This is a genomic window from Rhodococcus sp. Leaf247 (assembly GCF_001426185.1).
In the GTDB taxonomy this organism is placed as follows: domain Bacteria; phylum Actinomycetota; class Actinomycetes; order Mycobacteriales; family Mycobacteriaceae; genus Rhodococcoides.
The window spans coordinates 186,850-208,970 of the sequence record NZ_LMRP01000001.1; the positions used below are offsets into that span (position 1 = coordinate 186,850).

The 22,121-nt window shown below is 68.2% G+C and carries 24 protein-coding genes; 7 read left to right on the plus strand and 17 right to left on the minus strand.

The window, feature by feature from the left end; all coding sequences use genetic code 11:
• Positions 1-161 precede the first annotated feature (161 nt).
• The 5 genes from ASG64_RS00835 to ASG64_RS00855 form a co-directional block, all read right to left on the minus strand.
• Positions 162-1,589 (minus strand): amino acid permease, encoded by a 1,428-nt coding sequence (locus ASG64_RS00835; protein ID WP_156388310.1) that lies wholly within the window; start codon positions 1,587-1,589, stop codon positions 162-164.
• A 192-nt stretch (positions 1,590-1,781) separates the two neighbouring features.
• A complete protein-coding gene (gene manA, locus ASG64_RS00840) occupies positions 1,782-3,026 on the minus strand; it encodes a mannose-6-phosphate isomerase, class I (protein ID WP_056069176.1) in 1,245 nt (414 codons plus the stop codon).
• Between the two features lie 43 nt (positions 3,027-3,069).
• Positions 3,070-4,209, minus strand: a complete 1,140-nt coding sequence (locus tag ASG64_RS00845; protein WP_056069179.1) for a hypothetical protein — start codon at positions 4,207-4,209, stop codon at positions 3,070-3,072.
• Positions 4,210-4,264: 55 nt separating this feature from the next.
• Positions 4,265-5,635, minus strand: a complete 1,371-nt coding sequence (locus ASG64_RS00850) for a phosphomannomutase/phosphoglucomutase (RefSeq protein WP_042573223.1) — start codon at positions 5,633-5,635, stop codon at positions 4,265-4,267.
• A 122-nt stretch (positions 5,636-5,757) separates the two neighbouring features.
• The gene (locus tag ASG64_RS00855) at positions 5,758-6,165 is read right to left on the minus strand and encodes a DUF3499 domain-containing protein (protein WP_197074681.1); all 408 of its coding nucleotides are present in this window, start codon (positions 6,163-6,165) and stop codon (positions 5,758-5,760) included.
• 173 nt (positions 6,166-6,338) lie between these two features.
• On the opposite strand from ASG64_RS00855, the gene ASG64_RS00860 reads away from it, so the two are divergent.
• The gene (locus ASG64_RS00860) at positions 6,339-6,761 is read left to right on the plus strand and encodes a metallopeptidase family protein (protein ID WP_231568599.1); all 423 of its coding nucleotides are present in this window, start codon (positions 6,339-6,341) and stop codon (positions 6,759-6,761) included.
• 9 nt (positions 6,762-6,770) lie between these two features.
• Here ASG64_RS00860 and ASG64_RS00865 read toward each other — a convergent pair whose 3' ends face one another.
• Positions 6,771-7,043 (minus strand): WhiB family transcriptional regulator, encoded by a 273-nt coding sequence (locus tag ASG64_RS00865; RefSeq protein WP_056072397.1) that lies wholly within the window; start codon positions 7,041-7,043, stop codon positions 6,771-6,773.
• Between the two features lie 542 nt (positions 7,044-7,585).
• Between ASG64_RS00865 and cofD the strand changes: the two genes are divergently transcribed.
• The 3 genes from cofD to ASG64_RS00880 are packed head-to-tail and all read left to right on the plus strand — an operon-like array spanning position 7,586 to position 10,460.
• Complete coding sequence (gene cofD, locus ASG64_RS00870; RefSeq protein WP_042573220.1) at positions 7,586-8,542, plus strand: 2-phospho-L-lactate transferase; 957 nt, start codon at positions 7,586-7,588, stop codon at positions 8,540-8,542.
• Positions 8,539-9,888 (plus strand): coenzyme F420-0:L-glutamate ligase, encoded by a 1,350-nt coding sequence (locus tag ASG64_RS00875; RefSeq protein ID WP_056069182.1) that lies wholly within the window; start codon positions 8,539-8,541, stop codon positions 9,886-9,888. The genes cofD and ASG64_RS00875 overlap by 4 nt, the downstream gene beginning before the upstream one ends.
• The gene (locus ASG64_RS00880; RefSeq protein WP_042573218.1) at positions 9,885-10,460 is read left to right on the plus strand and encodes an NUDIX hydrolase; all 576 of its coding nucleotides are present in this window, start codon (positions 9,885-9,887) and stop codon (positions 10,458-10,460) included. The genes ASG64_RS00875 and ASG64_RS00880 overlap by 4 nt, the downstream gene beginning before the upstream one ends.
• Here ASG64_RS00880 and ASG64_RS00885 read toward each other — a convergent pair.
• The 3 genes from ASG64_RS00885 to rfbD all read right to left on the minus strand — a co-directional run bounded on the left by ASG64_RS00885 (position 10,457) and on the right by rfbD (position 13,386).
• Positions 10,457-11,533, minus strand: a complete 1,077-nt coding sequence (locus tag ASG64_RS00885) for a sugar phosphate nucleotidyltransferase (protein WP_042573217.1) — start codon at positions 11,531-11,533, stop codon at positions 10,457-10,459. The two genes, ASG64_RS00880 and ASG64_RS00885, sit on opposite strands and share 4 nt — an antisense overlap.
• Before the next feature lie 88 nt (positions 11,534-11,621).
• The gene (locus ASG64_RS00890) at positions 11,622-12,491 is read right to left on the minus strand and encodes a glycosyltransferase family 2 protein (protein ID WP_056072401.1); all 870 of its coding nucleotides are present in this window, start codon (positions 12,489-12,491) and stop codon (positions 11,622-11,624) included.
• Positions 12,492-12,501: 10 nt separating this feature from the next.
• Positions 12,502-13,386, minus strand: a complete 885-nt coding sequence (rfbD, locus tag ASG64_RS00895) for a dTDP-4-dehydrorhamnose reductase (RefSeq protein ID WP_056069185.1) — start codon at positions 13,384-13,386, stop codon at positions 12,502-12,504.
• Between the two features lie 351 nt (positions 13,387-13,737).
• Between rfbD and ASG64_RS00900 the strand changes: the two genes are divergently transcribed.
• On the plus strand, positions 13,738-15,171 hold the full coding sequence (locus tag ASG64_RS00900) for an LCP family protein (RefSeq protein ID WP_042573215.1): 1,434 nt from the start codon (positions 13,738-13,740) through the stop codon (positions 15,169-15,171).
• Positions 15,172-15,193: 22 nt separating this feature from the next.
• Entirely contained in the window at positions 15,194-15,922 is a 729-nt protein-coding gene (locus ASG64_RS00905; protein WP_156388223.1) for a TIGR03089 family protein, read from the plus strand.
• Here the strand turns inward: ASG64_RS00905 and ASG64_RS00910 are convergent.
• Genes ASG64_RS00910 through ASG64_RS00930 form a run of 5 tightly spaced genes read right to left on the minus strand, consistent with a single transcriptional unit; the run spans position 15,903 to position 18,891 of the window.
• A complete protein-coding gene (locus tag ASG64_RS00910) occupies positions 15,903-16,304 on the minus strand; it encodes a hypothetical protein (RefSeq protein ID WP_231568591.1) in 402 nt (133 codons plus the stop codon). The genes ASG64_RS00905 and ASG64_RS00910 overlap by 20 nt on opposite strands.
• Positions 16,301-16,675, minus strand: a complete 375-nt coding sequence (locus tag ASG64_RS00915) for a fluoride efflux transporter FluC (RefSeq protein WP_042573212.1) — start codon at positions 16,673-16,675, stop codon at positions 16,301-16,303. Before ASG64_RS00915 ends, ASG64_RS00910 begins: the two co-directional genes overlap by 4 nt.
• Positions 16,672-17,100: a fluoride efflux transporter FluC gene (locus tag ASG64_RS00920; RefSeq protein WP_056069191.1), complete on the minus strand. Its 429-nt coding sequence runs from the start codon at positions 17,098-17,100 to the stop codon at positions 16,672-16,674. Before ASG64_RS00920 ends, ASG64_RS00915 begins: the two co-directional genes overlap by 4 nt.
• Positions 17,097-17,606 (minus strand): 5-(carboxyamino)imidazole ribonucleotide mutase, encoded by a 510-nt coding sequence (gene purE, locus ASG64_RS00925; protein WP_042573210.1) that lies wholly within the window; start codon positions 17,604-17,606, stop codon positions 17,097-17,099. Before purE ends, ASG64_RS00920 begins: the two co-directional genes overlap by 4 nt.
• Complete coding sequence (locus tag ASG64_RS00930) at positions 17,599-18,891, minus strand: 5-(carboxyamino)imidazole ribonucleotide synthase (RefSeq protein WP_056069194.1); 1,293 nt, start codon at positions 18,889-18,891, stop codon at positions 17,599-17,601. Before ASG64_RS00930 ends, purE begins: the two co-directional genes overlap by 8 nt.
• A gap of 54 nt (positions 18,892-18,945) precedes the next feature.
• On the opposite strand from ASG64_RS00930, the gene ASG64_RS00935 reads away from it, so the two are divergent.
• Positions 18,946-19,527, plus strand: coding sequence for a GtrA family protein (locus ASG64_RS00935; RefSeq protein WP_042573208.1), 582 nt, complete (start codon positions 18,946-18,948; stop codon positions 19,525-19,527).
• A gap of 16 nt (positions 19,528-19,543) precedes the next feature.
• Here the strand turns inward: ASG64_RS00935 and ASG64_RS00940 are convergent, their stop codons facing one another.
• Genes ASG64_RS00940 through ASG64_RS00950 form a run of 3 tightly spaced genes read right to left on the minus strand, consistent with a single transcriptional unit; the run spans position 19,544 to position 22,117 of the window.
• Complete coding sequence (locus ASG64_RS00940) at positions 19,544-20,869, minus strand: sensor histidine kinase (RefSeq protein ID WP_056069197.1); 1,326 nt, start codon at positions 20,867-20,869, stop codon at positions 19,544-19,546.
• A 9-nt stretch (positions 20,870-20,878) separates the two neighbouring features.
• The gene (locus ASG64_RS00945; protein ID WP_042573206.1) at positions 20,879-21,562 is read right to left on the minus strand and encodes a response regulator transcription factor; all 684 of its coding nucleotides are present in this window, start codon (positions 21,560-21,562) and stop codon (positions 20,879-20,881) included.
• A 9-nt stretch (positions 21,563-21,571) separates the two neighbouring features.
• Positions 21,572-22,117, minus strand: a complete 546-nt coding sequence (locus ASG64_RS00950; RefSeq protein ID WP_042573205.1) for a PH domain-containing protein — start codon at positions 22,115-22,117, stop codon at positions 21,572-21,574.
• Positions 22,118-22,121: the final 4 nt, after the last annotated feature.

Genomic DNA, 22,121 nt, shown 5'->3' on the forward strand with positions numbered 1-22,121 from the left:
GGAACGCTTCGGGGTCGGAGGCTCGGCGCAGTCACCGACACGAACATCGGTGCGGACCGAAACAAACCTCTCGACCTGAAACCGAGTGTAGATCAAGTTCGAGGCCGGGAGTGCAGTCTCCGTTCGTGATATCGGTTCGTAATGGGCGAGTTATTTCGTGATCATCGACTGTCATCCGCGCGCTGCCGGGCTCCGAGAACGGAGTGACGACGGCTGTAGACGAAGTACACCGCGATTCCGAGCACCATCCACACGACGAACCGTAGCCACGTCTCGACCGAAAGGTTGAGCATCAGCCACAGGCACGCGAGAACCGCCAGAACAGGAACCAGGGGTACCAGCGGGACGCGGAAACCGCGCTCGAGATCCGGGCGAGTGCGCCGGAGCACGACCACGCCGATCGACACCAGGACGAACGCGAACAGAGTTCCGATGTTGACCATCTCCTCCAGCGTCCCGATGGGGAAGAAGGCCGCGAGGATTCCCACGACGACACCGACGACGACGGTGATGCGTACCGGCGTTCCGCGCTTGCCCGTCTTCGCCAGGCGGCGCGGCATCAGGCCGTCGCGGGACATGGCGAACAGCACCCGGGACTGGCCGAGCATGAGCACCATGACGACTGTTGTCAGGCCGGCCAACGCGCCGAACGAGATGATCTTCTGCGCCCAGGTGATGCCGTTGAGTTCGAAGGCGGTGGCCAATGTGGCGCTCTCACCTGCCAACTCGGTGTAGTTGACCATTCCGGTGAGCACCAGGGTGACCGCGACGTACAGGACGGTCACGATCAGCAGTGAACCCAGAATTCCGCGGGGCAGCGCCTTCTGCGGGTTCTCGGCCTCCTCGGCCGTCGTGGCCACCACGTCGAAGCCGATGAAGGCGAAGAACACCAGACTTGCCGCTGCCAGCAGTCCGTACCACCCGAAGTTGCTGCCGCCGGCGCCGGTCAGAGCGGAGAAGAGCGACTGGGTCAGGCCCGACTCCTTCTCCGCGGGCACGGCCGGGGGAATGTACGGCGAGTAGTTCGCAGCCTTGATGTAGAAGGCACCGACCACGACGATCAGCAGCACCACCCCGACCTTGACGGCGGTGATGACCAGCGACACCCGCGAGGACAGCTTCACACCCGTCGCCAACAGGACGGTGAGCACGATGACGATGAGCAGTGCACCCCAGTCGACGTCGATCCCGCCGACCGAGACCACGGGCGACGAGGTGCCGAGCACCTCACCGAGGTAGAGGGACCATCCCTTGGCGACCACGGCCGATGCGAGGGCGAACTCGAGGATGAGGTCCCACCCGATGATCCAGGCGACGAACTCCCCGAAGGTCGCGTACGAGAAGGTGTACGCGCTACCGGCGACGGGGACCGTCGACGCGAACTCCGCGTAGCAGAGGGCAGCCAGACCGCAGGCCACCGCGGCGAACACGAACGCGAGCGAGACCGACGGTCCCGCGACGTTGCCCGCGGTACGCGCGGTCAGCGTGAAGATGCCGGCGCCGACGGCGACCGCGACTCCGAAGACCGTCAGATCCCAGGACGACAGACTCTTCCGGAGTTTGGTGTCCGGCTCGTCCGTGTCGCGCATCGACTGCTCGATGGACTTGGTCCTGCGAAGGCCCGTGCGACGCGCACTGTGCGCGTCCTTGCCGTCGATACTCACCGTCGGATCTCCTCACCTCACGCCCGCGTCGATCGACGACGCTCGTCGCGCCATCGTGACACGCGAGGACTACCCGGATGCGCGCTATCGACGCGTGTCGTGCGAGGTTCGCCCGTATCAGCGACCGACGCCGGCGACGAACACTCGCGCGGAATCGCTGATCGCACACAGCGACGGATCGGGATCCGAGGCCGCGATCCACACGGCGCTCCCCCGTTCCATGATCAGAACCGTATCGCCGGAGGAGATCTGGACACGGCCGTCGACGCAGAGCACGATCCGCGGAGCCGGGTCGCCCGCGTGCCCCAGTACCCGCGGCCGTCCGCCGTCCGTCGTCGCGGTGAGTCCGATGGCGATCAGCGCGAATTCCGGTGCGGGAGTGGGGTAGAGAACTGTGCCGTCGTCCCCGGTCTCGGACTCGAGTATCGGTGATGCCAGCGGTTCGAAGTCGAGCACCCGCAGCAGTTCCGGCACATCGACGTGCTTGGGGGTCAATCCCCCACGCAGGACGTTGTCCGAGTTGGCCATGATCTCGACGGCCGTTCCGCGAAGGTAGGCGTGCAGGTTGCCCGCATCGAGATACAGGGCCTCCCCCGGCTGCAGCGTCACACGGTTGAGCAGCAGGGCCGCCAGGACACCCGCGTCCCCGGGGTAGTACTCACCGAGTTCCAGCACCGTCCGCAATTCGGGAACGAACGTCCGGTCGCCGGTGTCGTCCGCTCGCTCCAGCGCCCGCACGCAGGCGTCGATGACAGCGGGCAACAGCGTGTCCAAGGCGCGCTGCGGCAACGTGATCCACGAGGTGAACAGCGTTCGGAGCCCGCTCGCATCGGGCTGCCCGTCCAGCATGTCGGCGTACGGCCGCAGTTCGTCCGCGCCGATCAGACGGAACAACTCCACGGTCTTCGACGGAGTCCTGAAGCCCGCGAGCGCATCGAATTCGGTGAGCGCGACCACCAGTTCGGGCTTGTGGCTGGCGTCGCGGTAATTGCGCGTCGGCGCGTCCACCGGCACTCCGGCCGCGTTCTCCCGACGGAAACCCTCGCGTGCCTGATCCAGCGACGGGTGGGCCTGTAAGGACAAGGGCTCCTCGGCCGCGAGGAACTTCACCAGGAACGGCAGCCGATCGCCGAATCGGTCCACCACTGTCGGGCCGAGCAGCGAACCGGGATCCGAATCGATGGCATCGAGCAGCGACACCGCTCCGCCCGGGGTGCGCAGCTGGGCGGGATCGCCCGGGTGCGCGCCGAACCACATCTCCGCTTCGGGATGACGTGTGGGCGCCGGAACCCCGCGGAGTTCGGCGAGTGCCGTGCGCGACCCCCATGCGTAGGACCGTGCTGCTCCGTCGAGAAGGTTCACCGACCACCGCCTGTCATCCGTGGGACGTTCGATCGTCCACCCATCAGTTACCGCCGGAGAGCTGCAGATACGCCGCAGCCGCCTCGATACGTACCGCGAGGACCAGTGCGCGCCGCAGTACGGTTCCTACCGGCGTCGACGGTTCGGCCGCCGCCGGTCGCCGATCGCCGGACATCTCGTCGTCGACGCGCGCGCCCACGTCGTCGGCCCGCACCACGTCGACTTCGCCGAGAACCGCGACTCGGCGTCGGACAGAGCTGTCGTCGGCGTCGGTGGACACGGCGAAGATTCGGACCGGATCGGCCGGACGGGGCCCGTCCAGCTGGTCGTCGTGGAAGAGCGGGTCGTACTCCGCGGAGCGTTCCGTCGGCGCGTCACCACCGACTCGACCGAGATCGTGGACCACCCCGACCGCGTCCGAGAGCTCGGACGCTGCGGCCACCACACCTGCCACCCGGAGCAGAACAGCTGCCCCGTGCCGCGCGACGTCGGCTGCGACGACGTCGTCGCCGGTCAGCAACACACGTCGCCCGGCCATTCGCGACGCCAGGCCCTTGGCCGGGTTCTGGAACACCTCGACCGACGCGTGATGACGCATCGTCTCGGCGTCGACTGCATCGGCTACCGCATCGAGGTCACCGACCGACGACGCCGGATCGACCGCTGCCAGGACCGCCGCCATGACGGCGACGTAGCGGGGAAACGTGTTCCGGTCGAGAACCCGCACCCGTGGCGGCAGGGAGATCACGCGGCCGGCGCCGGCATCGGCGACCGGTCCTTCGTCGGGCGCCGCGACGACGACCTCGGCGCGCCGACGGACACCGGCGCCGATGGACACTGCCAGGGACGGGTCACCGGCGTCGTCACCCGCGACGACGACCACGTCGAGAGGCCCGACCCACGGGGGCGTCACCGGGACCCGCACGACCGGCACGCCCGCCGTGGGTGCGACGACCGTCATGATCAAGGCCGCCGCGCGACGAGCCGGACCGGATGCCGCCACGAGAACCACACTGCGTGGCCGCAATCCGTCGAGACGGACGAGCGCGCCCTCGGCGACCGCTGCCGCGGTGGCGCGGATCTGAGCGCCGGCCAGCGCGGCCGAATGGAGCGCGCCGAGTGAATCGGCGGCCAGTACCGCATCAGCGTCGTCGAGATCGACGTGTACCGACGGTGCAGTCATGGACACCTCACCTGCCTCTCGAGAACCGTCCCACCACTATGACAGTCGATCCGCATCACGCGCGGACGATGCTCAGGATCTCCGTGGTCAGGCGGTCGACATCCTCGTCCGTGCGCGCTTCCACATTGAGGCGCAGAAGGGGTTCCGTGTTCGACGAACGCAGGCTGAACCACGCTGCGTCTCCCAGATCGATCGTCACACCGTCGAGCTCGTCCACCGCGACCGTGCGATCGGCGAACGCCTCGACGACGGCCGCAGTCCGCCCCGCTGCGTCCGCGACGGTCGAATTGATCTCTCCCGACGCCGAATACACCTCGTACTTGCTCATCAGTTCCGACAGCGGCCGATCCTGCGTACCCAGCGCGGCGAGGACGTGGAGGGCGGCCAGCATGCCCGAGTCGGCACCCCAGAAGTCGCGGAAGTAGTAGTGAGCGGAGTGCTCTCCACCGAAGACCGCACCCGTCTCGGCCATGAGCGCCTTGATGAACGAATGTCCGACGCGTGTCCGCACCGCGGTGCCGCCGAGTCGCTCGACGAGCTCGGGGACCGAGCGTGAGGTGATCAGGTTGTGGATGATCGTCGATTCCGGGTGCTTCGCGAGTTCCCGCTCGGCCACCAGTGCCGTGATCGCCGACGGCGACACGGGCTCGCCGCGCTCGTCCACCACGAAGCATCGGTCGGCGTCGCCGTCGAAGGCGAGTCCGATGTCGGCGCCGGTCTCCCGCACGAACTTCTGTAGATCGACGAGGTTGGCCGGCTCGAGCGGATTGGCCTCGTGGTTGGGGAACGTGCCGTCCAGCTCGAAGAAGAGGGGATGCACCGTGACGGGCGTCGGTGTCAACACCGCCGGAACGGTGTGCCCGCCCATGCCGTTGCCCGCATCGACGGCCACCGACAGTGAGCGGATTCCGGAGATGTCGACGAGTTCGCGCACGAAGGTCGCGTAATCCTCGAGGACGTCCTGCTCGGTGACCGATCCGATGTCACCGTCGTAGGACGGCACACCGTGCACCACGCCCTCGGAGATGGTCGCCAGACCGGAATCCTGTCCGACCGGCTTCGCGCCGGCGCGGCAGAGCTTGATCCCGTTGTACTTCGCGGGGTTGTGGCTCGCCGTGAACATAGCGCCGGGGCAGTCCATGATTCCCGATGCGTAGTACAGCTGGTCCGTGGAGGCCAGACCGATGAGGACGACGTCGAGACCCTGTGCGCAGACACCCTGAGCGAATGCGGCCGACAGCGTCGGCGACGAGTCACGCATGTCGTGTCCGACGACGACGCGCCCGGACACCCCTTCCTCACGGATCAGTCGCGCGAATGCAGCGCCGACATCGGAGACGAACGCCTCGTCGATCTGTTCACCGACGACACCACGGACGTCGTACGCCTTGATGACGCTGTGAACCAGGTCAGCTGGTCTGGCCACTACACACTCCTGCAACTTCGGACGTACCGGACGGATTGGACGACGGCAGAACTGTCGTCGCCTCGTTGGAGCCTAGTGCCACAGGCTCTCTCGCGAGGTGTCGTCCGTACCCGTCGCGAGAGTCAGTTCTGCGGATCGGGCAGAACGCGCAGGTGCCCTCGGCGACCGGTACGTGCAGTCGGTGCAGAGGGGAGGTCGGAACCGGGCGCGGAGTCGGCAACCGCTCCGCGTCGCGTCGGCAGCGTGGCCGGACGCCGTCGTGAACCGGCTTCTCGAACAGCTTCGGCGAGAGCCGTCAGATCGTCGTCGTCGGGACTCGAGGGAGAGAATCCACCTTCGTAGCGCACCATTTCCCACCCCTTGGGGGCAGTGGTGGACACTCCGTGTACCTCGCACAGGTCCCACGAGTGGGGTTCCTCCACTGTGGCGAGGGGGCCGACGACGGCCGTGGAATCGGAGTAGACGTACGTCAACGTCGCAACGGCCGGTCTGTTACATCCCGGTCGGCAGCATCCCCGCACAGCTCTCACACACCGAACCTTAGCGCCCGGCGATCGGTCGGTTGCGCCGACACGCCACTGATGCTTCCGTCGCGCCCGGCCGTACCATGATCGCCGTGACGTCCACCGGATCAGCCTCGTCCCGCAACGGTAGGCCCAGCCGCCCGTCGACGTCGCGGTCCGCGGCACGACGCGGACGGGGCATGCGCGGAACCCTTCTCCCCGAGTCGGTCCCTGCCCGCAAGTCGCGTGCGGAGAAGTTCGACGCCGCTGTACTCGATGCGTTCGCCGAGATCGATCGGAAGTGGCACGACCGCCTGGTGAAACTCGACATCGCTGTCGACGACGTGCCGAAGATCCGAGCCGTCGACCCGGAATCGGTGAACTGGCCGCCGGAGGTCGTGGCCGAAGGACCGGTGCCGCTGTCGCGACTCGTCCCCGCGGGAGTGGACACGCGGGGGGCGACGACACGGGCGAGAATCGTTCTTTTCCGGCGCCCGTTGGAGCGACGGGCACACACGTCGCTGGAGCTGACGGATCTGGTACACGACGTGCTCGTGGAGCAGGTAGCGACCTACCTCGGCGTCACCCCCGAGGTCGTGGATCCCGACCCCGAGGAAAGCTGAGCGAGCGGCTCAGATGATGCCGCGCTTGAGGCGCCGACGCTCGCGCTCGGACAGGCCGCCCCAGATGCCGAAGCGCTCGTCGTGGGCCAGTGCGTAGTCGAGGCAGTCGTCCTTGACCTCGCAGCCGAGGCAGATCCGCTTGGCCTCGCGGGTGGAGCCGCCCTTCTCGGGGAAGAACGCCTCCGGATCCGTCTGAGCGCACAGTGCGCGTTCCTGCCACTGCTCCTCGAGGGAGTCCGCATCGTCGAGCACCAGGCTGAGATGCTGTGCGGGAGCGGGCATCCCGAGGCTGGTGAGCGGAGGGTCGACCTCGCGGTCGGGCCCCTCGATCGGCTCGATGGTCTCGTAGTCGGCGTCGGCATTCTCGGGGTCGTGGACCTCGAGACGGTCGACGACGGAATCCTCACGACCGAAGTCCTGGTGTTGTTCAGGCATCACTTCCGCCTCCTCACCTGTTCGAGCGCAGTTGTTGTCGGTCATTTGTGTCGATGATCGACCGTGAAGCCGGATCGAAGAGCGAGTCGCCGTGACACCCGGACGGAACGAGGATCGAGAACCCCGCCGTCGCCATGGGAACACGTGTTCGAACGATGGTTCGCTGCAAGCGATTCCGCCGTCCGAACCGGTAATGACATGACTGTGATTAGACACGCCGCGGTGTGTCGCGGTCAAGCGGACGGGACTTTCTGCAATACCATCCGATTCCCCGTTCTCCCGGAAGGCGACGTGCGTACGGTGTTTCGCGTCGGAAGCACCGTGCCGGGCCCGGCGAGGCCACGCCCGGCGAAATCCCCGGCGGTCGCCACAGCCTAGGCTCGAGAACCATGAAGGTGACTGTGGTGGTGGGCGGCGTCGGCGGCGCACGATTCCTCCAGGGCGTACGGGCATTTCTCGGCGACGACGGCGACGTGACGGCGGTGGTCAACGTCGGAGACGACGTGTGGATGCACGGCCTTCGCATCACACCGGATCTCGACACCTGCATGTACACCCTCGGCGACGGCATCGATACCGACCGCGGGTGGGGTCGTCGCAACGAGACCTGGAGTGTCAAGGAGGAACTCGCCGCGTACGGAGCTCAGCCCGACTGGTTCGGACTTGGCGACCGGGACATCGCGACCCACCTCATCCGTACTCGCATGCTCCGTACCGGGTATCCGTTGTCGGCCGTGGTCGAGGCACTCTGCGACCGATGGTCGCCGGGTGTCCGCCTCATCCCGGTCACCGACGATCGCAGTGAGACACACGTCGTCATCACCGATCCCGAGGACGGCACCGACAAGGCAGTCCATTTCCAGGAATGGTGGGTCCGTCACCGAGCCGCTGTGACCACTCACAGTTTCGCGTACGTCGGCGCCGACAAGGCGACTCCGGCAGAGGGCGTGCTCGAGGCCATCGAGACGGCCGACGTCGTGATTCTCGCGCCGTCCAACCCTGTGGTCAGCATCGGAGCCGTTCTGGCCGTGCCGGGAATCCGCTCGGCGTTGCGCACGACCTCCGCCAAGGTGGTCGGCCTCTCCCCCGTCATCGACGGCAAACCTCTCCGAGGAATGGCCGACGAATGCCTCAGCGTCATCGGTGTCGAGACGACCGCGGAAGCGATCGGTCGGCACTACGGCGCTCGGTCGGCGGCCGGCATCCTGGACGCCTGGTTGATCCACGAGACCGACACTGCCGACGTACCCGGCGTCGACGTCCGCGCGGTGCCGCTGCTGATGACGGAACCGTCCGTGACGGCGAAGATGGTCGAGGCCGCACTCGACGCGGCGGGTGTTCTGTGACGACACCCGGTGATCACGCGCCCGGAGGTTCCCTCGAGATCGTTCCCGTCGCGGGGCTGCCCGAGTTCCGTCCCGGCGACGATCTCGTCACGGCCCTGACCACGGCGGCTCCGTGGCTGGTGGACGGCGACGTCCTCGTAGTCACCAGCAAGATCCTGTCCAAGGTCGAGGGACGCCTCGTGTCCGCACCGGTGGACGCCGAGGAACGAGATGCCCTCAGGCGCACGCTGGTCGAGCAGGAGGCCGTCCGTGTCCTGGCACAGCGTGGGCGCACGCTCATCACGGAGAACAAGCTCGGCATCGTGCAAGCGGCCTCCGGCATCGACGGATCCAACGTAGCCACCTCCGAACTCGCGCTACTGCCCGAGGACCCGGACGCATCGGCGCGCGCTCTGCGCGACGGGGTCCTGCGCACCCTCGGTGTCCGCGTCGCCGTCGTCGTCACGGACACCATGGGTCGAGCCTGGCGCAACGGGCAGACCGACAACGCCATCGGATCCGCCGGCCTGCCCGTGCTGCACAAGTACGCCGGCGGCCGCGACAGCCAGGGCAACGATCTGCTGGTGACCGAGGTCGCTCTCGCCGACGAACTCGCCTCTGCCGGTGACCTGGTCAAGGGGAAGCTCGGCTCCGTTCCCGTCGCCGTGGTCCGAGGACTCGACATGGTCGACGACGGGTCGTCGGCACGTGACCTGGTCCGCCCCGGCGAGGACGATCTGTTCTGGCTCGGTACCGAGGAGGCGTGGCGTCGCGGTGCGATCGGCGCGGTGTCAGCTCGACGCTCCGTTCGCGACTTCGGTTCCACACCGGTCGATCCCGTGACCGTCGATGCGGCCGTGACCGATGCGCTCAGCGCGCCCGCACCCCACCACTCGCACCCGATGCGGTACGTCGCGGTGCGAACGCCCGCGGTGCGCACGGCACTTCTCGACGCGATGGCGGCACGGTGGCGCGAGGATCTCGAGCGGGACGGGAAGAGTGCGGAGTCCGTCGCGGCTCGGCTGGCCCGGGGCGATCTTCTGCGCGATGCCCCGGAACTACTTCTCGCGTTCGTCGTCCTCGAGGACGCGCACGACTATCCGGATGCCGAGCGCAGCGCTGCGGAGGCGACGATGTTCACGGTCGCGGCCGGGGCATCGGTCCAGGCCCTGCTGGTCTCGCTCGCCGCCCGCGGCCTCGGAAGTTGCTGGGTCGGTTCCACGATCTTCGCCGCGGATGTCGTGCGGACGCAGCTGGAACTGCCCGACGAGTGGCAGCCGGCCGGTGCGATCGCCGTCGGCCATCCTCGGACGGCGCCGGCTCCGCGCCCCTCCACCACACCCGGCGCCGCGCTCGTGGTGCTGTGACCGAGCGAACGAGCGCGCCCGGGACCCTGCACGGGTCCGCCGTGGACATCCTCCGCACGTGGGACACCGACGATCCCCACGACGACACCATGCGGCACACCATGCTCGCGTTCCTCGACAGCGCGCCGAAGGGGTGCCTTCGGGAGAACGTGGCCGGTCACATCACGGCGTCGGCTCTGGTTCTCGATCGGGACGGGTGCCACGTGCTCCTGACACTGCACCCGCGGGTCGGTCGTTGGCTGCAGCTGGGCGGCCACTGCGAACCCGAGGACGCGACCGTGCGGGACGCCGCGTTGCGGGAAGCGCGGGAAGAGAGCGGCGTCGAGGACCTGATTCTCGAACCCGAGTTGCTGTCCATCCACACGCACCCGATCACGTGTTCGCTGGGTGTACCCACCCGTCATCTCGACTTGCGGTTCGTGGTCCGCGCTGCGAACGACGCTCACATCGTGCGCAGCGCGGAATCGAACGATCTCCGCTGGTGGCCCGTCGACGACCTCCCTGACGGGGAGGAAGGCGCCGAGCGAGAGGTGTTGCGCGAGATGATCACTCGCGCCGAACGACGCCGCTAGACGTCGGTCGAGAAGCGGACGCCGCCGTCGGGAAGGGTGACTCCCGGCCACACCCGTGCACCACGCAGCAGTTCGCAGCGGGCGCCGATGTTCGCGCCGTCGCCGATGACAGCGTCGCGCACCAGTGCCCGCGGTCCGATACGAGCGCCGAAGCCGAGAATCGACCGTTCGACGACGGCCCCGGCTTCCACGCGGGCACCGTCGAACAGCACGGCGCCGTCCAAACGTGCCCCGGCACCCACCTCGGCGCCGCGGCCGACCACAGTCCCGCCGATCAACAGTGCGCCGGGCGCCACTCCTGCGCCCGGATGCACCAACGACTCACCTCGGGGGCCGTCGAGCGCAGGCGACGGCGCGATGCCGCGGACGAGGTCGGCGGATCCCTTGACGAAGTCCTCGGGCGTTCCCATGTCACGCCAGTAGGCCGCGTCGACGTGTCCGAACACGCGCTTGTCGTCGGCGAGAAGTGCGGGGAAGACTTCCCTCTCGACCGAGACGGGCCGGTCGGACGGAATGCCCTCGATGATCTCGCGCGTGAAGACGTAGCAGCCGGCATTGATCTGATCGGTGGGCGGATCCTGGGTCTTCTCCAGGAACGCGGTGACGCGTCCGTTCTCGTCCGTGGGGACGCAACCGAACGCGCGCGGGTCACCGACCCGGACGAGGTGCAGGGTCACGTCGGCCTCGGTCGTGCGATGGGTGTCCAGCACGCCGCGAAGATCCGTGCCGCCCAGGACGTCTCCGTTGAAGACCATCACGTTGTCGGCGCGCAGACGCGGAAGGACGTTCCGGATACCGCCGCCGGTTCCCATCGGCTCTTCCTCGAACACGTACTCCAGCTCGAGGCCGAGCCCGCTCCCGTCTCCGAAATACTCCTCGAAGACCTCGGCCTTGAACGACGTCCCGAGCACGACGTGATCGATTCCCGCCGACTTGATACGCGCCAACAGGTGCGTCAGGAACGGCAGACCTGCGGTGGGCAGCATGGGCTTGGGTGCGGAGAGAGTCAACGGCCGCAGTCGCGTGCCCTTTCCTCCCACCAGGACAACGGCATCTGTCGCCGAACCGGTCATCTCGTATGGCCTTCCCTGTTGACACGAACGTGGATCTTCGACCGACACATCTTGGACCGACACCGGGGTGGCGACGGCGGAGAAACGCTCAGGCGTCGTCGCGAGTGCGCAATGCAGCCGCCACGACCACCTTCGAACGCACCGCGAGACCCGCACGGAGTGTCCATCGGAGTGGAGCTTGCCACTTCCGGGGGTGGCGGTCTGCTTGAAAGCGGTACGCGCTCTCGTGGTGTGCGGGCAACATCGACTCGGGATGGCGCCCCGCCGCGTGACCCTTCGCGTGCGTCACGACGGCGCTGGGGACGTACACGTTCTGCCATCCGGCCTTGCCCAGCCGATCGCCGAGGTCGACGTCCTCCATGTACATGAAGTACCGCGAGTCGAACCCGTTCACCGAGTCGTACGCAGCGCGCCGGAGCAGCAGGCACGACCCCGACAGCCATCCGACGGATCGCTCGCTGACTTCCTCGGTGTCCTGCCTGTAGCGCTGCGTCCAGGGATTGGCGGGCCAGACGCCGCCGAGCACGGCGTGCAGTGACCCGGACGTCAGATCGGGAACGCGTCGGGCCGACGGATACCGCGAGCCGTCCGGTTCGAGGATCAGCGGACCCAGCGACCCTGCGCGGGGCCAGCGCTCCGCAGCGTCGAGGAGCGCGTCGATCGACCCCGGCGAGAACGACACGTCGGGATTGACCACCATGACGAACTCGATCGACGGATCGACCTCCGCGACAGCACGATTGGCGGCGCCGCCGTAGCCGATGTTCTCACCGGTGCGGAACAACGTGACGTTGTCGTACGCCGACGCAGCGGCCTCGGGCGTGCCGTCGGTGGAACCGTTGTCGGCGAGAATCACCGTCACCGGCCGCGTCGTCGCCGCGGTCAGGGACTCGAGGAACGTCTGCAGATGCTCACCGGGCGAATAGGTCACCGTCACGACGGCCAGGGGCGCACTCACGCCGGTCACCCTACTGGGCGAGCGACCGAGCCTCGAGCGCGGCGGACAAACCGTCACGCCACGGACGCAGCGGGGTGAGCCCCGCATCGCTCCACGCCACGGGCGACAACACCGAGTACGCGGGCCTGCGCGCGGGCCGGACATACCGGTCGCTACCGCAGGGACGGATTCTCTCGGGATCTGCTCCCACACCGGTGAACGTCGCACGCGCGAGGTCGAACCACGACGCAGTTCCCGCATTGGTCGCGTGCAGGATCGGGGGGAGATCCGATCGTCCCGCGGCCTCGAGGAGCGCGTCCGCGAGGTCGGCCGAGTAGGTGGGCGATCCCACCTGGTCGTCGACGACGTCGAGCGTGTCGTGCTCACGCTCGAGGCGGAGCATCGTCGCGACGAAGTCGGATCCCGTGCCGGTGTAGACCCACGCCGTCCGGACGACGGTCGCGGTGGGCAGCGCGGCGAGTACGGCGCGCTCCCCCGCCAGTTTGGTGCGGCCGTAGGCCGTCGTGGGCCCGGTGGCATCGGTCGGTTCGTACGGAGTGGAGGCCGCGCCGGCGAAGACGTAGTCGGTGGACACGTGGAGGAGTCGGGCTCCGACCTCCGCACAGCGTTCGGCCAGCAGTCGCGGGCCGATCTCGTTGAGCAGAGCTGCCCGGTCCTCCTCGGATTCGGCAGCATCCACCGCCGTGTGTGCGGCGCAGTTGACGACGACACTTCCCGGTGTCACGGCCGCCGCGATCGACGAGGGGTCGGTGATGTCGAGCTCGGCCGAGCCGTATCCTCGGACCTCGGCGCCCGCACGACCGACCACGTCGGCTCGGGCAAGGATCTGCCGGCCCAGCTGTCCCCCGGCCCCCGTGATCACGATTCGGGTGCCCGACTCTGCGTCTCTACTCACAGCGATCGAGTGTGGCACGCCGTGTCCGCTTGCGCCGGGCACGGCGATGCTGCCGTTAGCCTGTGAAGCGTGACGGATTCTGTGACGGGCCCCGGGACACCGCGCGATCCGTACAGCTCCCGGACATCTCGCGGTGCCGAGCGACGACCCCGCAGCGCATCCGATTCCCGCAGGAATGCCGATCCCCGCAGGTCCTCCGATCCCCGCAGAACCTCGGATCCCCGCAGGACGTCGGAACCCCGCAGCGAACGCGGGCGACGCCACGAGCGCGTTCCCACCAGTCATCGACCGACGAAGCCGCCGAGGTCGGGAGCCGCGGCGGCCGGCTCGTCGCGTGCCGGTCGCATCGCCGTGGCGTTGTTCTCGGCGGGCGCGCTGCTGGTGACGGGCGTCGCCTGGCAGAGCATCGACTCGCTGCGCAGCAATCTGGCGACGGTGTCGAATCTGGGTCTGGGCAACGGCGCCGACGGAGCGGTCGACATCCTGCTCGTCGGCACGGACAGCCGCACGGACGCACACGGGAACGCTCTGTCCCAGGGGGAACTGGACTCCCTGAGGGCCGGCGACGAGGTGGCGAACAACACCGACACGATCATCCTGATCCGAGTGCCGAACGACGGCTCCTCGGCGTCCGCCATCTCGATTCCGCGCGACTCCTACGTCGCGGTGCCGGGTATCGGCGACAGCAAGATCAACGCGGCGTACGGCGCCACCAAGGAAGAGAAGCGTCTCGAACTGGTGGAGAGCGGCGTTCCCGACGCGGAAGCCGACAGCGAGTCGACGCTGGCCGGGCGGAAGGCACTCATCGACTCGGTCGCCGGTCTGACCGGGGTCACCGTCGACCACTACGCGGAGGTGGGCCTGCTGGGATTCGTGCTGCTGACCGACGCGGTGGGCGGAGTCGACGTCTGCCTGAACGCTCCGGTGGACGAGCCCCTGTCCGGCGCTCGGTTCGCGGCCGGTCAGCAGACATTGTCCGGCGCCGACGCGTTGAGCTTCGTCCGCCAGCGGCACGATCTTCCGCGCGGCGATCTCGACAGGATCGTTCGCCAGCAGGTGTTCATGGCGTCGCTGGTCCGCAAGGTGTTGAGTGCCAGGACGCTGAGCAACCCCGGCACTCTGGGACAACTCGGGTCTGCCGTGCAGCGGTCGGTCACCATCGACGACGACTGGGATGTCCTGGACTTCGCCACCAAGCTGCAGGACGTTGCCGGCGGCGCGGTGACGTTCGACACGATCCCCGTCGCGGACATCAACGGTGTCACCGACTACGGCGAGTCCATCGTCGCGGTGAACCCGGTCGAGGTGCAGGCGTGGGTGCGAGGCCTGATCGGCGACGCGGCTCCGCCCGAGAGCACCACGACCACGCCGAGCATTCCCGACATCGATGCCTCGTCCGTGACGGTCGACGTGGCGAACGACAGCGGTGTCGACGGCTTGGCGTCGTCGGTGTCGGACACGCTGAGCTCCGAGGGATTCGTCGCCGGACAGGTCGGCAACAACGAGGGCGACAGTGTGACCGAGACAACGGTGTACGCCGGGTCGTCCGACGGTGACGCCGCGACGGCCGTCGCGGCGCGAGTGGGTGCCGACACCACGGCGACGGACGACTCCCTTCCTGCCGGCACGGTCCGAGTGGTGCTGGCGTCCGGCTACACGCCGTCGAGTTCCGGTGAGCCGTCTGCCCTGCCGGGTGTGTCCCCGGCAGGGGACACGGCCACTCCGGCACCCGCGGCGGCGAACCCGATCGACGCCGGTGCCGCCGGCCCTCAGTGCGTGAACTGACCGAGTCACTAGAGTCGACGGCATGTCTCAGATGCCGTCCCCGGGCCGCGGTGCGACCCTCACCGATCACCTGCTCGCGCCGATCCTCGCAGCCGACGCTGCCGGTCCTCGCATCACGTACTACGACGACTCGACCGGGGAACGCATCGAACTGTCGGCCGTCACCCTGGCGAACTGGGCGGCCAAGACCGCGAACCTTCTCCGCGACGAACTGGGCGTCTCGCCCGGCGACGTTGTCAGCGTCGCCCTACCCGCACACTGGCAGACCGCATCGGTGCTGCTGGGGGCATGGTGGGCCGGCGCCGACGTCGTCCTGGGATCCGATCCCGACGCGGCCGTCGCGCTCGTGACCGCCTCCGGGGTGGACGCTGCCGACGCGCGCGAGGTCGCTGCGCTGTCCCTCGATCCCTTCGGTCGGCCGATCGACGGCCTGCCTCTCGGTGTCACCGACTACGCGACGTCCGTCCGCGTGCACGGTGACCAGTTCGTTCCGGCGGGTTCGGGTCCTGCGCTGCACGGCCGTTCCGTCGAGGACGTCCTCGCGGATGCACACGGCCGGGCAGGCGCCCGGGGACTCACTGCCGAGGACCGCGTGTTGGCGACGGGCACCTGGGACGACCCCGAGGGTCTGATCGACGGGCTGCTGGCGGTGCTCGCCGCGGGTGCCTCGTTGGTTCAGGTGACGGCGCTGGACCCGGCCGCGTTGGATCGCCGCGTCGCCACGGAGAAGGTCACGACCGTCGCCGGGTGAGGTAGCCGCCGTCGCCCAGCCCGGCCTCGATCTCGAAGCGATTCGCCGCTCCGGGGTGACGGAACTCCTCGCGCAGATATCGGACGACGAACGACACGCCGTAACGCGCCCACTGGTCGGCGTGCACCGACTCGTGAGTCAGCATGGCGCGGCGTCGGCCCGGATCCCGCAACACGGTGCCGGTCAGGAACGCTGCGCCGACGCAGGTTCCGCCGCGTGCGAAGCCCCACCTCATGCCCTCGCACACCAGGAGGGACGACGGTTCGTCCAGACTGATTCTCGCTCCCCACAGACGCGCCCAACCAAGCGCGAGCCAGGTGACCGCCGTGACCTGACGACTCCCCCGTGACACCGTCCGCACCGACGGTCGAGGAGGCGTCACAGCGCCGTCACCGCCATACCCAGCGCGCAGGCTCCGACGGAGAGCCCCGCTGTGGCGGAGACGGAGACGAGGGCCGCGCGGGTACGGCCGTCCTGCACCAGACGTACCGCGTTGACCATCGCCGTGGAGAACGTCGTGAAGCCGCCGCAGAAGCCGGTCCCGACGATCGTGGTGAGCGTGTCGGGGGCACCTCGGAACAGGACCAGGCCGGCCAGCACGCCGAGCGCTGCCGACCCGGACACGTTGATCAGCGGAACGGCGAGGGGGACGCCTCGCCACCGCGTGCCGACCATCGATTCGACGACGACGCGCGTCACGGCTCCCACGGCGCCCGCGGCCGTGACGGTCAGGAGCAGAGCGAGAGACGTCATCGCTGCTCCCCTAGTCGAGAGAGTCTGTGGCCCACAATGATTCCGACGAACGCCGCGCACACACCGACCGACAGCGAGATCAGCACGTACAACGCGGCCAGTACGGGAGCGTCGGCACGTACGGAGGTCACCGTCTCGAGCGCGAGGGTGGAATACGTCGTGAAAGCCCCGCAGAAGCCGCTGCCCACCAGCAGCCTGATGCGCCGACGGACACCAGTGTCCGGGCCGGCGCCGATCAACGCCTGCAGGAGCATTCCGAGCACGACGGCGCCGACGATGTTCACGGTAAAGGTGGCCCAGGGCCATTCGCCGGCGGCCGTGGGCCATCCGCGCTCCACGCCGAATCGCGCCGCGGTTCCCGCCGCACCGCCGAGGAGGACGAGACCGAGCGCGCCGACATCTCGGTGCACGGGCCGCGTCGTCACTCGAGAAGCGACCGTCGCAGCGCGTCGTCCTTCTGCAGGACCATCTGCTCGAGTCCTCGCTGGAACTCCGACATACGTTCGCGCAGAACGGGATCGGCCGCTCCCAGAATGCGTACGGCGAGAAGGCCCGCGTTGCGCGCGCCGCCGATGGACACGGTGGCCACCGGGACACCGGCCGGCATCTGCACGATCGACAGCAGGGAATCCATGCCGTCCAGGTACTTCAGCGGAACCGGGACACCGATCACCGGCAGGGGCGTTGCCGATGCCACCATGCCGGGCAGATGTGCGGCCCCGCCGGCGCCGGCGATGATCACCTGGATGCCCCGCCCCGACGCCTCCCGCGCGTAGTCGAGCATGCGCTGCGGGGTGCGGTGGGCCGAGACGACACCGACCTCGAATCGAACCCCGAACTCGGCGACGGCTTCGGCGGCCGCCTCCATCACCGGCCAGTCGGAGTCGCTGCCCATGATGATGCCGACGCGAACGGCAGTGCTCTCAGCCATGATGCGGATCCCATCCGTCGGTCCAGATACCGTGCGACAGCCAGTGCGCGGCGCGTTCGGCGCGTTCGCGCACCTCCGCCACGTGCTCGGCACTGCTCGCCGACCCGGTGATCGGGCCGACGATGTTCACGTGACCGATCTTGCGGTCCTTGCGCTCACCCTTGTCGTAGAGGTGAACCTTGGCGTCGGGCATACGGGCGAAGAGATGGTGCACGCGCTCGTCCATCGACGACGCCGGCTGCTCCGGCGCACCAAGCACGTTGGCCATGACGGTCACCGGCGCCAGGGGCGCGCAGTCGCCCAACGGGTAGTCCAACACCGCCCTGAGGTGCTGCTCGAACTGTGAGGTCCGCGCGCCGTCCTGTGTCCAGTGGCCGGAGTTGTGAGGCCGCATCGCCAGTTCGTTGATCGACAGCGTGCCGTCGACCTTCTCGAACATCTCCACCGCCATGACGCCCACGACGCCCAGCTGTGAGGCAACCGTCAAGGCGATGTGTTCGGCCTCGGCCGCCAGATCGTCGGACAGGCCCGGAGCGGGCGCGATCACCACGGCGCACTGTCCGGACCGCTGCACGGTCTCGACCACCGGCCAGGTGGCGCCCTGCCCGAACGGGGATCGCGCGACCATCGCGGACAGTTCCCGCGCCATCTCCACGCGTTGCTCCACCATCAGCGGAACCCCGGCTGCGAGCTGCTCGGAGACCACAGCCGCGGCGTCCTGCGCCGTGTCGGGCATCCAGACACCGCGGCCGTCGTACCCGCCCCGGATGGCCTTGATCACGATGCGCCAGTTCTGCGCGGTGCCGAACTCCGCGACATCCTCGACCGACGTCACCTCGGCGAAGTCGGGAACGGGCAAGCCGAGCTCACGGAGTCGTGTGCGCATGCGCAACTTGTCCTGAGCGAAGATCAACGCGTCGGGCGGCGGTTGGACGTTGACGCCCTCGGAGACGAGGACGTCGAGGTGTTCCGTCGGAACGTGCTCGTGATCGAAGGTCAGCGCATCGGCGCCCGCTGCGACGGTGCGCAGTGCCGCGAGATCCGTGTGCTCGCCGATCACGACGTCGGCGCTGACCCGCGCCGCGGGCTCATCGGGGCCGGCGGACAGCACGCGCAGGGTCTGGCCGAGTTCGATAGCGGCCTGATGCGTCATGCGCGCCAGCTGACCTCCACCGATCATCGCGACCACCGGCATTCTCGTCGTGCGGTCCCGTGGGGGGTCCTCGCGCGGCGGTTGCACGGTGATGTCCGAATTCGGGGAATCCTCTGCTGTCACGGCGTACATGGTGTCACGAGTCCGATTAGTGTTTGTGCACTGCTCTTCGTAAAGTGACTGACCGTGCCTCTGATCGACCGTGTGGTTGCCGGTATCCCGCAGCCTTTCCGGAACATGGCTCTCCGCCATTCGGAGCTGATCAAGTTCGCCATCGTCGGTGCGACCACGATGGTGTTCGACCTCGTCATCTTCTACTCGCTGAGCCTGACGGTCCTCGAGTCGAAGCCCGTGGTCGCGAAGATCTTCTCCGGCGTCATGGCCACGATCCTGAGCTACATCCTCAACCGTGAGTGGTCGTTCAAGAACCGTGGCGGGCGCGAACGCCACCACGAGGCACTGCTGTTCTTCACCATCAGCGGTATCGGCGTCATCCTCGCGGCAGCGCCGCTCTGGATCGCGAACAATGTCTTCGACGTCCGCGAGGGTCAGGCCAGCCTGACCGCGCTCATCATCATCGACTTCGTACTGAACTACGTCATCGGCAATCTGCTGCAGATGGTCTTCCGCTTCTGGGCCCTGCGCCGGTTCGCATTTCCGGACGAGAACGGGCGCGGCATCATCGCCAACCCGCTCGACCCGCCGGACGAGGATCCCGACACCGTCGACCCGGACGACGAGCAGACCCAGTTCCTCGGCCACAGCTGACGCGGAGACGCTGCTTCTAGCGCGGCTCGGCCACGCCGGACGTGACGACCTGCGCGTCCCGCGCCGCGGGGAGGAAGACAGCGAACAGAGCCGGACGTCGTCGTTGGAGTTCGAGTCGCCCGCCGTCCGCCTCGACGAGGGCGCGCGCCAGAGCCAGGCCGACGCCGGTGGACCCGGCCCCGGAGAATCCGCGATCGAAGATGTGCGGTGCCAGTGTGTCGCTGACGCCCGACCCTTCGTCGGCGACTTCGACGCACACGGACGGACGCGCTCCGTCCCGCGAGGCGGCCCTACCCTCCCCCACGAGCCGCACCGAGACGACGCACCGTCCGTCGCCGTGATCGAGAGCGTTGTGCACCAGAACCGAGACCGCTTCCCGCAGACGTGAACCGGTCACCATCGCCGTCACCGCGGAATCTCCGCTGAGCACGAGGTCCCGGTGGGCCTCGGCGAACGGGCGTCGCCAATCGTCGATCACCGGCTCGAGTTCACCGCGCACTCGCACGGTCGACGCATCGGCGGCGCCGTCACTCCGGGACGAGCGCACCAGGTCGTCGATCGCGGTGGTCAACCGATCCACCTGCGCCATCGCCTCGTTGGCCTCGGTCACCACTTCCGGATCGGGGTGTTCGGACAGTTCGTCGAGCCTCAGCCGTACGGCCGTCAACCGACTTCGCAACTGGTGGGAGACGTCGGCGACCAACGAGTGCTCACGCTGCAGCCGACCCACGATCTCCACCGACGCCGAGTCGAGGACGTCGGAGACGCGATCGAGTTCGGCGATGCCGTATCGCGTCGGGTCCGTCCGGAAGTCGCCCTCCGCGAGTCGCGCGGCTCGACCCGCGACGTGCAGAAGTGGGTTCGCGAGCCTGCGGGCGGTCAGGACGGCGACGACGGTTCCCGACGCGATGGAGGCCAGAACGACGAGGGCCACGGCACCGACTGCCTGCTTCTGCGCGGTCCGCATCTGCGCGGACGGCACCTCGAGCAGCAGCGACCCGGAGGTTCCCATCGACAGCGACTCCTCGATCGGGTCCTCGACGGAGGGAACCCCGATGTCCATCCGCGACGCCGGGTTCTCCGGTGTGGGGTACACAACGACGAGTCGGCCACCCATCGGGACGACCAGCCTCAGTGACGCCGTGTCCAGTCCGCCGTCGACGCGGCCGTCGCCACCCTCCTGGTCGATGATTTCCGACGCCATGCGCTCGAGGCGGGTCCGCAGATCCCCGCGGGTGAAGTCCTCGACCCACAACCAGGCGGTGTACGTCAGCGGGATCCCGAGCAACATTCCCGTGAGGATGACGACCGCGAGGATCGACTGCAGGATGCGACGCCTCATGCGCGGCCGTCAGTCCGTGTTGATTCGGAAGCCGACACCGCGCACCGTGGCGATGCGACGCTCGGCGACCGTGCCCTCGTCGCCGATCTTGCGTCGCAGCCAGGACATGTGCATGTCGAGGGTCTTCGATCCGCGCAGTTCCACATCGCCCCACACCTCGCGCAGGATCGTCTCCCGGGAGACCACCTGCCCGGCGTGGTCGAGCAGAATCTTGAGCAGCTCGTACTCCTTGTTGGCCAGCGGTATCTCGTGACCGTCGAGGAGGACGCGGCGGGCGGCGGGTTCGAGTCGCAGTCCGCCGACCTCGATCACCCCGTCCTCCGACGCGGGACCTCGCCGGCGCAGCAGTGCGCGGACACGCGCCATCAGCTCGGCGACGCGGAACGGTTTGCTGACGTAGTCGTCGGCTCCGGCGTCGAGTCCGACGACGAAGTCCACTTCGTCGGTCCGCGCGGTGAGCATGAGAACGGCCAGGTCCGACCGGGTCGCGCGGATCTGACGGCATACTTCGAGGCCGTCCATTCCGGGCAGACCCAGATCGAGGATCAGCAGGTCGAACGACCCTTGCAGGGCACGTTCGAGAGCAGCGGGTCCGGTCTGCTCGACCGTCACCGTGTACCCCTCACGGCCCAGGGCACGGGACAGCGGTGTCGCGATGGCTTCATCGTCTTCGGCGAGCAGTACTTCGGTCACCGGACCACCCTACGTAGTGCGCGCCGGGCCGAAGTTCTCTCCGTCGTCGTACCCGCCGTGATTCTGGGCATCGAAGACCTGGTGGTAGAGCAACGAGTGCACCCGCTCGACGTCGGGAATGTCGTCGAACTCGAGGGGGTCGTCGGAACTGGCGACGATGACCAGAGTGCCCGTCTTGAGCATTCTGTCCACGAGACCGTGCCGGAACTGGACGTTGGACACCCGTCGGACGGGGATGTCGATGCCGGAATGGGACAGGATGCCCTGGCGGACCAGGACCCGGCGGTCGGTGACGACGAAGTGGGTCGACTTCCACCGCAGCACCGGTGTGAGTGTCCGCCACACGATCACGGCCGCCCAGAGCGCGAGCAGCGCCAGCAGTGCGGCGGTCCGAGCAGTGGACTCCAGCGACCGTTCGAGCACGCCGGCGCCGAAGCCCGCCAGGGTGGTGATCACCAGGAACGTCAGCACCGGTAGCACCAACATCTTCCAGTGCGGGTGACGGTGGAGGACGAGTTCTTCCTCGTGCCCCAGCGCGTCCTGAGGGAAAGCCATCGGT

What these genes read in the sequence shown, in the direction of transcription:
- ASG64_RS00845 (WP_056069179.1), bottom strand. Translation starts at nt 4,209, where the DNA reads ATGACTGCACCGTCGGTACACGTCGATCTCGACGACGCTGATGCGGTA.
- ASG64_RS00940 (WP_056069197.1), bottom strand. Translation starts at nt 20,869, where the DNA reads ATGAGGCGTCGCATCCTGCAGTCGATCCTCGCGGTCGTCATCCTCACG.
- cofD (WP_042573220.1), top strand. Translation starts at nt 7,586, where the DNA reads ATGAAGGTGACTGTGGTGGTGGGCGGCGTCGGCGGCGCACGATTCCTC.
- ASG64_RS00865 (WP_056072397.1), bottom strand. Translation starts at nt 7,043, where the DNA reads ATGCCCGCTCCCGCACAGCATCTCAGCCTGGTGCTCGACGATGCGGAC.
- ASG64_RS00885 (WP_042573217.1), bottom strand. Translation starts at nt 11,533, where the DNA reads ATGACCGGTTCGGCGACAGATGCCGTTGTCCTGGTGGGAGGAAAGGGC.
- ASG64_RS00915 (WP_042573212.1), bottom strand. Translation starts at nt 16,675, where the DNA reads ATGACGTCTCTCGCTCTGCTCCTGACCGTCACGGCCGCGGGCGCCGTG.
- ASG64_RS00860 (WP_231568599.1), top strand. Translation starts at nt 6,339, where the DNA reads ATGCGCGGAACCCTTCTCCCCGAGTCGGTCCCTGCCCGCAAGTCGCGT.
- ASG64_RS00950 (WP_042573205.1), bottom strand. Translation starts at nt 22,117, where the DNA reads ATGGCTTTCCCTCAGGACGCGCTGGGGCACGAGGAAGAACTCGTCCTC.
- purE (WP_042573210.1), bottom strand. Translation starts at nt 17,606, where the DNA reads ATGGCTGAGAGCACTGCCGTTCGCGTCGGCATCATCATGGGCAGCGAC.
- ASG64_RS00930 (WP_056069194.1), bottom strand. Translation starts at nt 18,891, where the DNA reads ATGTACGCCGTGACAGCAGAGGATTCCCCGAATTCGGACATCACCGTG.
- ASG64_RS00835 (WP_156388310.1), bottom strand. Translation starts at nt 1,589, where the DNA reads ATGCGCGACACGGACGAGCCGGACACCAAACTCCGGAAGAGTCTGTCG.
- ASG64_RS00905 (WP_156388223.1), top strand. Translation starts at nt 15,194, where the DNA reads ATGTCTCAGATGCCGTCCCCGGGCCGCGGTGCGACCCTCACCGATCAC.